This is a genomic window from Spirosoma aureum, from assembly GCF_011604685.1.
GTDB classification, from domain to species: domain Bacteria; phylum Bacteroidota; class Bacteroidia; order Cytophagales; family Spirosomataceae; genus Spirosoma; species Spirosoma aureum.
The window spans coordinates 5,351,387-5,364,536 of the sequence record NZ_CP050063.1 but is presented as its reverse complement, the minus strand read 5'-3'; the positions used below and the strand labels follow the sequence as shown (position 1 = coordinate 5,364,536).

General features: G+C 49.2%; 10 protein-coding genes. 1 reads left to right on the top strand and 9 read right to left on the bottom strand.

Translation table 11 applies throughout. The features are described from left to right. Positions 1 to 84 precede the first annotated feature (84 nt). The 7 genes from G8759_RS21365 to G8759_RS21335 all read right to left on the bottom strand — a co-directional run bounded on the left by G8759_RS21365 (position 85) and on the right by G8759_RS21335 (position 8,734). Complete coding sequence (locus tag G8759_RS21365) at positions 85 to 1,482, bottom strand: FGGY-family carbohydrate kinase (RefSeq protein ID WP_167212152.1); 1,398 nt, start codon at positions 1,480 to 1,482, stop codon at positions 85 to 87. Positions 1,483 to 1,580: 98 nt separating this feature from the next. Beyond that, complete coding sequence (locus G8759_RS21360; RefSeq protein ID WP_167212149.1) at positions 1,581 to 2,855, bottom strand: TIM barrel protein; 1,275 nt, start codon at positions 2,853 to 2,855, stop codon at positions 1,581 to 1,583. 54 nt (positions 2,856 to 2,909) lie between these two features. Further along, on the bottom strand, positions 2,910 to 5,030 hold the full coding sequence (locus tag G8759_RS21355) for a bifunctional aldolase/short-chain dehydrogenase (protein WP_167212145.1): 2,121 nt from the start codon (positions 5,028 to 5,030) through the stop codon (positions 2,910 to 2,912). A 355-nt stretch (positions 5,031 to 5,385) separates the two neighbouring features. Then, positions 5,386 to 5,766, bottom strand: coding sequence for a hypothetical protein (locus tag G8759_RS21350; RefSeq protein ID WP_167212143.1), 381 nt, complete (start codon positions 5,764 to 5,766; stop codon positions 5,386 to 5,388). 40 nt (positions 5,767 to 5,806) lie between these two features. Then, positions 5,807 to 6,775, bottom strand: coding sequence for an extracellular catalytic domain type 1 short-chain-length polyhydroxyalkanoate depolymerase (locus tag G8759_RS21345; protein ID WP_167212138.1), 969 nt, complete (start codon positions 6,773 to 6,775; stop codon positions 5,807 to 5,809). 115 nt (positions 6,776 to 6,890) lie between these two features. After that, positions 6,891 to 7,703: a LytR/AlgR family response regulator transcription factor gene (locus G8759_RS21340; protein ID WP_167212135.1), complete on the bottom strand. Its 813-nt coding sequence runs from the start codon at positions 7,701 to 7,703 to the stop codon at positions 6,891 to 6,893. Then, on the bottom strand, positions 7,703 to 8,734 hold the full coding sequence (locus tag G8759_RS21335) for a sensor histidine kinase (RefSeq protein WP_167212132.1): 1,032 nt from the start codon (positions 8,732 to 8,734) through the stop codon (positions 7,703 to 7,705). Before G8759_RS21335 ends, G8759_RS21340 begins: the two co-directional genes overlap by 1 nt. 230 nt (positions 8,735 to 8,964) lie before the next feature. Between G8759_RS21335 and G8759_RS21330 the strand changes: the two genes are divergently transcribed. Beyond that, positions 8,965 to 9,621 carry a hypothetical protein gene (locus G8759_RS21330; protein WP_167212129.1) on the top strand — a complete coding sequence of 219 codons (657 nt, stop codon included), beginning with the start codon at positions 8,965 to 8,967 and terminating at the stop codon, positions 9,619 to 9,621. A gap of 9 nt (positions 9,622 to 9,630) precedes the next feature. Here G8759_RS21330 and G8759_RS21325 read toward each other — a convergent pair whose 3' ends face one another. After that, complete coding sequence (locus tag G8759_RS21325; protein WP_167212126.1) at positions 9,631 to 10,305, bottom strand: DinB family protein; 675 nt, start codon at positions 10,303 to 10,305, stop codon at positions 9,631 to 9,633. 92 nt (positions 10,306 to 10,397) lie between these two features. After that, a complete protein-coding gene (locus G8759_RS21320) occupies positions 10,398 to 13,124 on the bottom strand; it encodes a M14 family metallopeptidase (protein WP_167212123.1) in 2,727 nt (908 codons plus the stop codon). Positions 13,125 to 13,150: the final 26 nt, after the last annotated feature.

The following is a 13,150-nucleotide window of genomic DNA, read 5'->3' as shown; positions in this document are numbered from 1 at the left end:
GCGTCTAAGAAACAACGTTCGCTTAGAGGCCTTCGTCTCGCAAAAGTAGTCGGCAAAATCTGAAAAAACTGTGCAAAGTCCGGGTTAAATGGCCACGGAATCCGTTGTATATAACTTTAAATCAACAATTTCGGCAGGGATAGCTTTTGTGTTCCAGTGCTGGTGAATAGCCAGTGCCGCACCCAGTGCCGTTGCCTGGGCCACCGACGCGGCAAAGACTTCGGTTTGCGGAAAGGCAGCCGCCAGTAAGGCCATATAAATTGGATTCTTGCTGAATCCACCATCTACGAATAGGCGCTTGACGGGTGAGTTTTCCAGCACCAGATCCGTTGAAATCAATTGTTGGGCTACCAGATCCAGCATAAGCTGGTGGTAGGCTTCTTCGTAACTCTGAAAATGCGAAAGATTCCGATGGCCAAACAACGACTCCTGCATGGGCGGGTTTTTTACCTGATCGAAGTTGGTTCCAGCATCGGGTCGGTGCATCCTGAGCGACTGGATCAGCAGGGGATCATAGGCAACCGTTTTGTAGTAATCAACGGGCGTTTTAAAATGCTCGGCCAATCGTTTGGTTTGCTGTTCGTGTTCATAACCGGCAAATAAGCGCGATGCTTTAACGGGCTGACCTTTGTAGTGCAGAAAACACAAACAGTCATACTGCAATTCTTCCGGTGTAACGGGACTGGCATTGAACGGATTCATGCTGATCGACCAGGTACCCGTCGAGATTAAAATAAAGGGTTCACGAAACGACGCCAGATAGGGAATAAGTGCTGCCGAACTATCGTGTAGACCGATGCCGACCGGATAAGGCCGATTGGCAACTTCCGGGCTAATGACATTATCGGAAGGAAATGTGGGGGCAAGAATCTTGTCAATGCCTTCATTCAGGACCCACTGGTGATAATCGTTTCGCTGAAAATCCCACAGCATCGTATGACAGCCAATGCTAGTCAAATCAGAGAAACACTTTCCGGAAATAAGATAGCTCACAAACTGCGGTAAATGAAGCGAATAACGGATGCGTTCGTACAGCTCGGGCTTGTCATACTTGAGTCGGTACAGCATCAGTCCAGAATTCAGGCTATCCAGTGCTGGTGAAGCCGTTTGAAGAGACAGGTCGCTTTGGGTTCCGTAGGTGTCGTAAAATTGCTGCCGGATGGCTGCCGGGAAAGGCTTTAGGTAATTATATAAATAACCAACTGTTTGGCCATTGGCACCCAGGTGGACGAAGCTGGCCCCATATGCAGAAAAATTGACGGCCTTTACCGAGAACTCGGGTAATTGTAAAACATCGTTCAACGACGATTGCACCCAGTCACTTAGCTGACTGACATCTTCGCAGGGATCGCCATCATCGTCGGTTGTTTCAGGAAATTGCGTCGTCTTTTCCCAAACAATTTCATAGTCTTCATTGAAGAGAAACAGCTTCTTGTTTGTCTTACCGACGTCAAAAATGGCGATAACAGGCGTTTGGGTCATGGGAAAGGGAAAATATTAGATAGAATGTAGGCTATAGCGTGTATGATATCAAACTAAAGAATCATACATGCTATAGCCTACATTCTACATTGCTTCGCTTACAGTCCTGTGGCAATTGTTTTGGTGCCGCGTTCGCCAATGAGCTTCTGCCGAACGTTTAACTGCCGGTATAGAGCCAATGGCTGAATGGCACCACCAGCCCGTAAACGGGCCTCGGCTACGAGTGGCCGAACGTCGGTGCGGAAGGCTTCCTGAAGAATCTCCTGCGCCCGAACGACATCATTGGCTTCCCGTGCTTCTTCCAGCGCGACCCGGTCAACCAGCAAAGCCTGAGCATAGGCAAGCTGAATGGCCTCTACTGATTGAAGCAGATCTTCGAGCGGATCTTTTACGTTGTGCGATGCGTCGATCATCCAGCCGAGGCTGGTCGCATGGTTCAGACCGCGCGCATCCAGGCCATCGACCAGTTCATTGAAAATCAAGAACAGCTGATATGGTTTGACGCTGCCAGCCGTCAGGTCATCGTCACCGTATTTGGAATCGTTGAAATGAAAACCACCTAACTTCTTTTCATTCAGTAGGATAGCAACAATTTGTTCGATGTTGGCATTCGGCAGATGATGGCCCAGATCGACGAGTGTATACGCTTTCGGACCCAGTTTGGTCGCGTACAGAAAGGACGAGCCCCAGTCACCAATGGTTGTCGAATAGAAATTGGGTTCGTAGGCTTTGTATTCGACCAGCATCTTCCAGTCGTCGGGGAGTGCTTTGTAAATTGCCTGAAGGCTATCGAGCGTGCGTTCAAACGCTTTGCGGAAATTCAACTGACCAGGAAAGCAGGAACCATCGGCCAGCCATACCGTCAATGCGTCAGAGCCCAATGCTAAACCATGCCGAATTACCTCGATATTATGCTCGACGGCCTGTTGACGAACCGCAGGATCGACGTGTTGCAGCGAACCAAATTTATAACTTAGGGGCTGGCCAGGCTGATCCTGAAACGTATTGGAATTCATGGCGTCGAACCGAATGCCATACTGAGCTGCTAACTGTTTGATGGCCTCCGGGTCCGTTGGAATATCCCAGGGAATGTGCAGGGAAATGGCTCCACTCGACTGGTTCAGGGCGTGGAGCAAACCAATGTCTCCGAGTTTTTCCTCCAGCGAACGGGGTTCACCACCACCCGCAAACCGACCAAAGCGGGTTCCGCCCGTACCTAAAGCCCAACTGGGAATGGCGATCTGAAAATCGATCAACTTACCGATAATGGTTTCGGCATTTGCTACTTCTTCAGTCCAGTAAGCCAGCTTGCGCTGATGACTTTCCTGTAGGCTGTTATTATGGTCAGCTATCTGATACGATTCGAGTTGCATAATGTTACTAGGGTTTAATCGATTTTGGTTTACCGGATTCGGTAAACCAAAACCTTATCGAACAAACGCCATGGCTACACCGCCGTCAACGTTCAGCACGTTGCCCGTCGATTTATTCAGCAGGCCGCCAACAAAGGCAAAGCAGGCACTGGCAATGTCGTCCGGCAAAATGATTTCGTTCAACAGCGTCCGTTTTGCGTAGTAAGCAGGCAGTTCTTCAACCTTCACACCATAGGCTTTGGCGCGTCCTTCAGCCCAGGCACCCGCCCAGATTTTACTGTCTGAAATCACCGCATCGGGGTTGACGACGTTCACCCGGATATGATCTTTTCCTAGTTCGGCAGCATTCAGGCGGCTCAGATGCAATTGAGCGGCTTTGGCAGAGCCATAACCCGCGTTATTTGGACCCGATACCAAAGCATTCTTGCTGACAATGTTCAGAACATCGCCACCAATGTCCTGTTTGCGCATGATCTCAACACCATACTGAGTAACCAGGAACTGACCTTTAACGAGTACATCGTACAGTAAATCCCAGTCTTTTTCGGTATGCTCCTCAATTGGTTTCGAAATCGACAGACCAGCACAGTTAACGACAATGTCAACACCACCAAATGCCAGTGCGGCTGTTTCATACGCTTTCCGGATGGTTTCGGCATCGGTAACGTCCAGCAGGGCAGCGGCATGAGCATCTTTGCCATACTGCTGTTTGAATTCCTCATCAGCTCCTTTCAGCCGGTCAGCGTCGTTGTCGTTAATCACAACCACAGCACCCTCCGCCTGGAAGCGTTTGGCAATGGCCTTCCCAATACCGCCTGCGCTACCTGTAATGAGCGCGATCCGGCCCGACAAAGGCTTTGGTTTTGGCATTCGCTGCAACTTTGCTTCTTCCAGAAGCCAGTACTCAATATTGAACGCTTCCTGACGGGGTAGTGACGTATATTCAGAAACCGCTTCGGCACCCCGCATCACGTTGATGGCATTCGTATAAAATTCAGCGGCTACGCGGGCGGTCTGCTTGTCTTTCGCGAAGGTGAACATACCTACTCCCGGATAGAGAATGACAACCGGATTTTTGTCGCGAATGGCCGGACTATTCGGGTGTTTGCAGGTATTGTAATAGTCCTCGTACATGGCCCGGTACGACTCAAACGCTGACGTCAGTCTTTCTTTCACCGCTTTGGTGTCCGAAAGGTCTTCGTCGGGAGCCAGTTCCAGAACGAGCGGGCTGATTTTGGTGCGCAGGAAGTGATCAGGGCAGGATGTTCCCATGGGGGCCAGCCGGTCGAGATCTACTGAGTTGATGAATTGCAGAACGCGGTCATCATCGGTAAAATGGCCAATCATGGGTTGCTGGTTCGAGCAGAAGCCGCGAAGAATCGGAGCGAGGGTAGCGGCCTGTTTCAGACGGGCGTCTTTCTCGATAGATTCCAGTTTCTGTCCGCCGAAAATCGGGCCTTTTTTGCCATAATTTTCTTCGAGATATTCTGCACACCGTTCAATGACTTCCAGTGTGTTTACGTAGCTTTCATAGGCCGTATCACCCCAGGTGAACAATCCGTGCGAGCCCAGCATGATACCGCGGATACCCGGATTTTCCTGGAGACATTGTTCCAGCTGTAAGCCTAATTCGAAACCAGGCCGTTGCCAGTCTACCCAGCCGAGCGTACCGCCGAAGAGGTCCTGAACGATCTGTTTACCATCTTTTGCGGCTGCAATGGCAATGGCGGCATCGGGATGAAGGTGGTCGATGTGCTTAAACGGTAGAAATCCGTGAAGCGGTGTATCGATGGATGGTGCTTTCGACGCCAGATCAAAAATGCAGTGGTTGAAGAGCTCAACCATTTCATCTTCAAATTCAAGGCCCCGATAGATGTTTTTCAGGCTGCGAAGGCGATCCACATACAGCGCTGCCAAACCACTGCGCTTGAGGGTACCGATATCACCACCCGACCCTTTGACCCACATTACTTCGGTATCCTGACCCGTAAGCGGATCTTTCGCCATTGCTTTGCAGGAGGTGTTACCTCCGCCATAGTTGGTCAGGCGCAGATCAGCACCGAGTAAATTAGACCGGTAAATCAATAGACCTACCTCATCGCCGGCCAGTTCTGCCGCTTTGGCTTCGTCCCACAAATAGCTGACGTGCTGAAACGTTTTTGTCGTACTTGACATAGTTTAATAGTTATGCTGCTGTTTGGCAGGTGTGTATTGTTGCGCTCTTAATTTGATCCAAAATTATTTGACATCGAAATAAGCTCTTTCCTGTACTGTCCTACTTTTAGTTGTATTTGTGAAAAAAAATCCGTTGTCAAAGGAGATATGTTCGGTTAGAGCAACCGATACGTCATGAAAGCACAAAAGAAAGAAGTGTCATGAAACTAATGTATGCTTTGTGCGAAGTTCTATGCTTCTCTACTAATTTTAAAAAAACTGTCATAAAACAACTTTATCGTAAACTAAAGTAGGTGCCCTGATCCAGGACACCTACGCAAAAAATAAAGGGTATACGTTGTCGACAGCTTACCCACTATTGCCGTTGCTGACGCAGTTCTTTCATCTGACTCATCATATCTTCTTTGAGGGTCAGGTATTTGTTGAATTGATCCTTAGTCAATACTTCTTTTAATTCATTATCCTTACTTTTCATACTTGACTTAGCAGTACGTGCCGTTTTTAGGTTTCGTCCGCCGGTTTCCAGTAAAGACTGCATCTGTTTGGCGTATTTCAGGTTAATATCGGCTACCGAAGTTTCCTGTTCAGCCGACAGATTCAGGGCTTCTTTCATTCGGGTTGTTTGGCGGGTAGCTCGTTCTTCAGGTGTGCCTAGCTGACCGCGTTGAGCAAACGACGAAATGGAAATAAGTACCAGAGCCACAGATAGAATTGCGTTTACCAGGTTGTTTTTCATGATAATTTACTTGTTTGATTGTTGATTTATTCGACTCGTTTTAGGGCAGCGAATGTGTTTTGAAAAATTGCCAGATGATATCGTTATTCACGAACGCTTCCGACGGTGTATCGCCGATGAAACGCGCTCCTTTTTGACCACCGGGCCAGGCGTGTCCACCATCTGTGGTCAGGTAATACTGAATCTCGATGCTGCCTTCGCAATTTGTCCATTTATAAAACGTGTAATTATCGGTCGAACGAACAACCTGTTTCTGACTTTTGCATTGCGCGATCTGTGCGAATACCGTGAGTGTACTATCCACCGGGGAATTCCATTGTTTGTTGATGCTCTTTGTGCCAACGCCACCCATATACGGTACGTTTCGATCCAGTTGCGAATGGATATGAAGAATCGGCATGATGCGGGTAGGGTGACAGGCTGTTTTTAGCTGCATGGTTCCTGCATTCGCAGCGATGGCCGCCAGTTTATTCGACAAGTCACAGGCCAGCCTGTAACACAGCATCGCACCATTGGAATGGCCTGTAGCATACACTTTTTTGGGATCGATGCGGTAAGTAGTGGTTAGTTTATCGATGAGTTTTCCGATAAATCCGACGTCATCGGTTTGCTGTGTTGACGCACTCTGTCCACAACAGGCACCCGCATTCCAGGTACGTAAATGCAGGATACCGGGGTTTTGTATGCCATCTGGATAGACCACAATAAAGCCTTCCTGGTTGGCTTTTTCGCTTAATCTCGATTGGGTTTCAAATTGCTGACCACTACCACCACCGCCGTGTAACGCAATCACCAACGGTAGCAGATTGGTACTCTGTTTATAGACAGTCGGCACATGTACCCAGTAAATTCGTGTCTGCCCATCATGCCGAATGGTGTCGCGAATACTAGGTTCTGGTGTCGTTACTGATGAAGCCTGCTGCGCTTTATTTAGTGAACACAACCCTACAGTCCCATCGCCCAAAAGGATAAAACTTGCTATGAAAATCGTTGCAATCAAGTTGGTCATTATTGGTTAGTCGTTTAGACAACACAAACTTACTATCTCTTTGAAGCAACCATCGGAAAACTAACGTGAAGGCGTCAGATTGACCAGTTAAACCGCCGACGGGCCGGGTGAAAAATCAAAACTCCTCCATCCATTTTTTAAATAGATTTGCCCGGTCTTTGCTGATCAGCACCTGCTGGCTTGGGGCAGGCTTTAACTTAAGCTGCAAGCGCCCGTTGAAATACAATTCGGCCTCGCTGATACTATTGCGGGCTACAATAAACTGGCGGTTAGCCCGAAAAAACTGACGAGGATCAAGTTGGCTATCCAGATCTTCGAGCTTTTGCTCAATTGGGTAGCTGATCGCCCGGTCCGGCTGTCGATGGTCCGATAACCGGTGATGTGTCACCATGTCATAAATCGTTGCGGAAACAACTCCCCCTTCAATCGAGAAATAAGCGATATCGGCTACCTTAATGGGCAATAGTTTATCCCTGAACTGGATTAAAAAACTAGTCCGGTAGGTTGGAGGCATGAAGGCGTGTATGCTTAGCATATTCTGCATCTGGCGAACCAGTTCATCACTGGCCGGTCGGGCGAGGGACCGATATTTCTGAAGACTGGCTTCAAGGGCCTCCCGTTCGATGGGCTTCAGCAGGTAGTCAATGCTGTTGTGTCTGAAGGCTCGAATGGCGTATTCGTCGTAAGCCGTCGTGAAAATGATGGGGCAGTGAACAGCTACCTGCTCCAGTAACGAAAATGATAGCCCATCGGCCAGTTGAATATCCGACAGGATAAGATCGGGCGTTGGTAGTTGAGACCACCGCGCCAGGCCTTCCTCAACACTGTCGATGACAGCTACTATTGTTAGTGATGGTTCGAGTTCACGAAGCAAAGCCTCCAGATGATTGGCCGCTGTCCGTTCATCTTCAAGTAGTAACACACGCATCAGATTGCAGGGATAATGGGTAACTGAACGATGAATTCGCCATCCGTTCGCGATAGTTGAATTGACTTACTGGTCAGCAAACGAAACCGACTGTCGAGATTAGACAAACCGCTGCCCATCCCGTCGGCGGGTTCGGGCTTTGGTTGATAGACATTCCGGACGATAATGTACTCGTGGGCTGTATCCGTAGCCAGACTGATCGTGAGCGGCCTGGAACTGGAAACGATGTTATGTTTGACTGCATTTTCGATCAGTAGCTGGAGCGACATGGGCGGGATTTTCCATGGCCCGTCGGCAGGTAGCTGATTGTCGATACGCAGGTTATCGCCAAACCGAATCGTCAGCAGAAAGGAGTAGGCCGATGTAAACTGCATCTCCTCCGCAAACGGGACCAGCGATTGCTGTTGAACCTGTAACGAATACCGCAACACCTGCGACAATTTTGCCAGATACTGCTGACTTTTTGGGCCTCCTTCCCGGATGAGCGAACTAAGCGCATTGAGTGAATTAAACAGAAAATGCGGATTAAGCTGCGCTCGAAGTGTGTCCAGTTGTGCCTGTAAGTTTTGCTGTTTTAAAAGTTCATTCTCCAATTGAATGGTTCGGTTCTGTTGGAGAACTGTCAGGAAGTTTGCCAGTAGCAGCGCCGTTACCCAGACGAAAAAACTTCGAAAATAACTGGTTGTGATGACCAGAATAGGGCGCTCTGGATACCAGGGTACTACAAGGATGACGAACAGACCTGTCAGTACCAGAAATAACAGGAAATTAAGGGCATACCAGCCCAGTAAACCAAACCGGGCAGCATAAGATTTCCGGGTAAGCACACGGCGATTCAACTCAATAAAGAAAAATGTGAAGGCCAGATGAAACACCAGACGGCTTAGGGCAAGCCCTACATCAGGTGTACCAGGCGGCACGACAGCAAGCCTTGATCGGGAGGTTAAGCCAAACAACGGTAGATTAACCAGGGTCGCCACAATCAGCGCAGCAATTCCGGCAATTTGTCGCCACGAAAACCGAATAGTCATGTGCTAAGATAAGAAGCAACGAATGGCTTAAGGAACGTCAAAACCTGAAGCTGTAAAAGTTGCGGGTGAGGGTGGAGATTGGGGAAGTGAAATGAGGTTAATCATACGTAGTTCCGGGCTTATGCACTGACTGGACGCAACCATGGGCGAAATTCCTCCGTACTATGGGTAACGACCAGCGCTGACAGTATTCGGTTTTTATTAACTCATTCTTACTTATTAATTTCCTCATGGCAAAACTTTTCGTTCTCCTCCTTTGTGTTTGTTTACAAGTTCATGCCCAGGACACGTCGTATGTCCGCCAAACAACGGCTGCAACGGTTGATAATCAACTGCTGAATGCGTCCACTGATTCGGATGCTCAGCTACGTTTACCTCACAAAATGATGTTCACCCAACGGGTTTTCTGGGGTCCCAACGGGCTGCTTCGGGTTGCACATATTGCCCCGCTTACGCAGGAAGGACGGAAGAAAGAACTCAAGGTGCGTGCGTTCATGCTATTATCTCACAAGGTTACAGGCTATGCAACACTGGCGGGTTTTGTAGCACAGGGTATTCTGGGCCTTAAGATGAATAATGCCACGGGTATCGAGTATGATCAGCTCGTCAATGCCCAGCGGACTACGAGGACTATAACCAATATTGCCTATGGTACCACTGCACTGCTATCGCTAACGGCTCCTCCTAAATTACTGGCCGATCAAAAAGCACGAAGCGGAGTCCGGTTGCACAAATACTTATCCATTATTCACCTGGCAGGCTTTATTGCAACCAATGTTCTGGCAGGGAAAACGAACCAGCATACCGAACTCAGACCCTACCAACAGGTTGCTGCCTTCACAACAGCCGCAGCGTTGGCTCCTGCGTTGATTGCCCTTAAATTCTGACGTATTCGGTTAAATAAACTGGAAAAGAGTGCGTGTGAGATGCTTCAGAGCGATCTTATACGCAACCAAAAAGAGCGCCAATCCAATCGGGTCGGCGCTCTTTTTGGGTAGAATAGCAGGGACAAAATCGTATGGCCTAAAACAACTTTTCGTTGGGGGCTTGATGCCTTTCGCCCGAATGTAGATGGTTGCCTGACCGCGATGATGCGTTTGGTGTTCAAACGCTTTCGCCAGAACCAGCTCGCGGGTCATTTCGCGCTGGCCCATCTTCACATTTTCGGCCAATTGCGCGTCCGTTAATCCTTTTACGCCATCGAGCATGAAATCGTAGCTATCCAGAACGGCTTTTGTGAGCGCAGCCTTCGTTTTAAGCTCGCTCATTTCCTCCAGCTTTTTGCCTTGAAATGGGTTCGCTTTTCCGCTGGCCAATGCACCAAAATTGTAGTTTGCTGCGGCAAGGTGTAGCATTTGCTCGGCAAAGCTACGAATGTCGGGGGTTGGCTTAAAGCCCATGCCATCTTCGGGCATCGTATCTAAATATTCTTTCGTGAATTCGCGGGCCCGTTGCCAGTCGGCCGTTAGCTGCGCTATGGTAGTCAGCGGTTTAGCGGCCTGAACCGCCGAAAGTGTCATGAGCAGCCCTACAAGAGCCAGCATGAATCGGAAAGGTAGTTTAGTGATCATAGATAAATGGTTGATTGGTACGATGTTACTTGTAAAAGTTGCAGGTGCGACGAAGCTACTGCACACTCGACCGATTAACACCATCTACTTTCTTATTTTTTCTCCTCTTCTTTCTGTTTCATTGACACCGAAGGCGATTTCCAGAACTCTACGGTGCCAAATTTACTCTTCGCCAGCTCACCACCATAGAGGACTGAATTCAAAAGAACGCGATATGTGCCCAGCGGTTGACCGCGCCATTGCGGCCGGAAACCGTGAAGAATGACGTGTCCCTTGCCGTGTTGTACATCCAGTGAAGCCGCATAACCCTGTAGGTGCTTTTCACCCAGTAAATAACCTGACCGCAATGGCGAACCTGCCGGAGCAAACTTGGCTAATGCCTGACCTTTAAATCCGTCGAGGGTAGCAAATACGGGACTGTTCTCAACAAAAACAGCAGCTTTGGTGGGCATACCAGCCATAACCGGATGGGTTGCATCCGTTTCAACTTCCAGCAGCGAACCACCCGTAAAGAAATCTTTACTGTTAATGCCCGCTACCACATTTTTCACGGGTAAATGAAGCGCGTCGATGGCGTAGTCGCTGCTCGAATTCAGGCAAACCAGCGTTCCGCCCTGGCGCACAAAATTATCCAGATTCGAAGCCCCCTGCTCGCCCAATCCACCTTCATAAGCCGGTGGGACCGATCCTTTTGCGAACCCATCTTTGATATTCCTTGGCCGATCAGAGGCAATCAGAATCACGTCGAATCGATCGGTCAGATCTCCCGCCAATACGTCGGCATTGCTGATGTTAACGAATGAAAACTCAAATTGCTCCAGTACCCAATGGCTCCAGCCTTCGTCCATGCTTGCCGTCCAGGGTTTGTAAACCGCAATCCTTGGTTTTACAACCGCGCCAGTCGTATTCGTAGTAAGTTCAGCGGTTACCCCCAAGTCCTTTACCCACGGCTCCAGCGTCGTTCTTGATATTCCACTAATCGCATACCGTTGGCGGTCTTTGTTGTAGCTGACCGTTCCACCCGCTTTTAGTGACCGGTTTATTACTCTGAACGCATTATTCTCGGCCGGATTTACCAATGCAATCGTACCTGAACCGGTCAATCGGCCTTCCGGCGCTTTGATCCCTGCCGAAACCGGATTGGTGTCAAAACCGATTCCGCCAACAAAATCGGCCGGATTGGCATCTTTACGATCATCTGTTTTCCAGTCTCTGGAAGTTCCGGCAACCAGTTGGATTGCTCCTTTTACATCGGAGGTCAGCGGTGTCGTAGCCGGAATTACGTTCAGTTCAAATTGCAGCGGAAGCGTCCAGCCCGCAGCGTCATAGGGCTGTTCGGGTGGGCCGCCCGGAAATTCGCGCAGGTCTGGATACGACTGTACATCAAGCAATTGCTTGGTCAACTCCCCATATTCCTGATTCATCGGAATTACCCAGGTTCCCTTGGGATAGTTGCGACCCTCAAATGCAACCTCTTTCGTCAACTGGCCAATTCGGATACCGTGAAATGCCAGTCGGCGCAGCAGTTCAACCGGGCGAACTGGGTCGCGTTGTTTCTGAGGAATGAAATAAGCATAGGGCGGTTCCTGCTCGTATTTTTTGATGGTATTGCGCCCAGCCTGATACCGGTTATACAACAGTACATCACCATATTTGGCGGCATAATCGAGCGTGGCCAGTGAAGCCGTTTGCATGTAGGCGATGGCATCACTGATGCGCCACCAGCCACCCGGCCACGGGCTAGAATACAAGGACTCGACGCGAAACTCATTCTTATCTTTGGGGAAATCGCGAACGGTGTAAAAATGCGGTGTGGCGTAGTTATACAAGGCCGTTTCGGTCCAGAAAGCCGGTATGTTTTGCAGAACCGGCATATAATCGATGTAGCCCGGATACCAGGCATCAAAACCCGTTCCCATGTGGGTAGCCCCTTTTTGTCCATTGCTTTCGAGTGCCTGTGCCATCGCCATGCCAATCATGTTTACCTCGCGGGCAATGATAGGTGGTGTTTGGGAGGCAATTGGTTCGGCGAAGGGCGGCAACCAGATTCTTGTCGGGAAGGGCGAGGTCTGATGGTGGACGAAAATGATATTCGGCTCCCAGTCGCGCCAGGTTCGGGCTACTACCCGCGACTCAATCATGTTGAGCATGTAGGCATCGCGGTTGTTATCGTGGCCAACGTATTTCTGATATAGAAATGGGGGAGGTGCTACTTCATAAGGCGTACCCACATTTGATTTATACCAGTCGCCGATCATGGTTTGACCGTCGGGGTTAAGCGATGGCCACAGCAACAGAATCACATTGTCCAGGATCGCCTTCATCTTAGGATCATCGGCCTTACTGAGCATGTCATACGCCAGCGAAATCGTATGCTGAGCACCTGCTACTTCCGATGCATGCAGACCACCGTCGATATGCACCAACGGTTTGCCTTCCAATGCTAGTTTTTTCGCTTCATCGTCGGTCAGACCCGCCGGATGTGCCAGCCGTTGCGCAATAGCCCGGTACCTATCAATGTTGTCGAGGTTCTTTTTTGACGAGATCAGCGCAAAATACCAGGGCCTTCCTTCCGACGTTTCGCCCACGTGAACCAGCTTGATCAGATCGCTGGCTTCGTCGAGTTTCTGAAAGTATTTCAGCGATTGTTCGTAGGTAGCCAGTTTAAAATCAGCACCAACCGGAAAACCAAGGGTTTCTTCTGGTTTGGGAATTGCTTTTTGCTGGGCGTGAGCCAGCGTATTCGTCAGCCAATAACCCAAGAGGAATAAATTGATCACAGGCAATGAAGCCCGCTTTATCAAGTGAAGTGGGTACATGTTAATTGGTGTATAAGTTAGGTAGT

Excerpts from the sequence above, each read along its gene's own strand:
- G8759_RS21365 (WP_167212152.1), bottom strand. The coding sequence starts at position 1,482 with ATGACCCAAACGCCTGTTATCGCCATTTTTGACGTCGGTAAGACAAAC.
- G8759_RS21360 (WP_167212149.1), bottom strand. The coding sequence starts at position 2,855 with ATGCAACTCGAATCGTATCAGATAGCTGACCATAATAACAGCCTACAG.
- G8759_RS21355 (WP_167212145.1), bottom strand. The coding sequence starts at position 5,030 with ATGTCAAGTACGACAAAAACGTTTCAGCACGTCAGCTATTTGTGGGAC.
- G8759_RS21350 (WP_167212143.1), bottom strand. The coding sequence starts at position 5,766 with ATGAAAAACAACCTGGTAAACGCAATTCTATCTGTGGCTCTGGTACTT.
- G8759_RS21345 (WP_167212138.1), bottom strand. The coding sequence starts at position 6,775 with ATGACCAACTTGATTGCAACGATTTTCATAGCAAGTTTTATCCTTTTG.
- G8759_RS21340 (WP_167212135.1), bottom strand. The coding sequence starts at position 7,703 with ATGCGTGTGTTACTACTTGAAGATGAACGGACAGCGGCCAATCATCTG.
- G8759_RS21335 (WP_167212132.1), bottom strand. The coding sequence starts at position 8,734 with ATGACTATTCGGTTTTCGTGGCGACAAATTGCCGGAATTGCTGCGCTG.
- G8759_RS21330 (WP_167212129.1), top strand. The coding sequence starts at position 8,965 with ATGGCAAAACTTTTCGTTCTCCTCCTTTGTGTTTGTTTACAAGTTCAT.
- G8759_RS21325 (WP_167212126.1), bottom strand. The coding sequence starts at position 10,305 with ATGATCACTAAACTACCTTTCCGATTCATGCTGGCTCTTGTAGGGCTG.
- G8759_RS21320 (WP_167212123.1), bottom strand. The coding sequence starts at position 13,124 with ATGTACCCACTTCACTTGATAAAGCGGGCTTCATTGCCTGTGATCAAT.